Source organism: Pseudomonas sp. FSL R10-0399, from assembly GCF_009600165.1.
GTDB classification, from domain to species: Bacteria; Pseudomonadota; Gammaproteobacteria; order Pseudomonadales; family Pseudomonadaceae; genus Aquipseudomonas; species Aquipseudomonas helleri.
The window spans coordinates 1-247 of record NZ_WIWK01000351.1; the positions used below are offsets into that span (position 1 = coordinate 1).

Below are 247 nucleotides of genomic sequence, written 5' to 3' on the forward strand. Positions count from 1 at the left end.
CCCAAGCCTAACGGCGGGGTTAGAACACTCGGCGTTCCCACTGTGGTGGATAGACTCATTCAGCAGGCGCTCCATCAAGTACTGCAACCGATTTTCGAGCCAACATTCTCCGAGGGCAGCTACGGTTTCCGTCCACAGAGAAGTGCGCTCGATGCGGTGGCCAAGGCGAAAGAGTATGTAGCTGAAGGAAAGCACTGGGTAGTGGACATTGATCTGGAGAAATTCTTTGATCGGGTCAACCACGATG

Annotated in this window: 1 protein-coding gene; it reads left to right on the forward strand. The window is 53.8% G+C overall.

What is annotated here, in order from left to right; translation table 11 throughout:
* The coding region (locus tag GHO41_RS29675; protein ID WP_256678897.1) for a reverse transcriptase domain-containing protein at nt 1-247 on the forward strand (247 nt) is incomplete at both ends.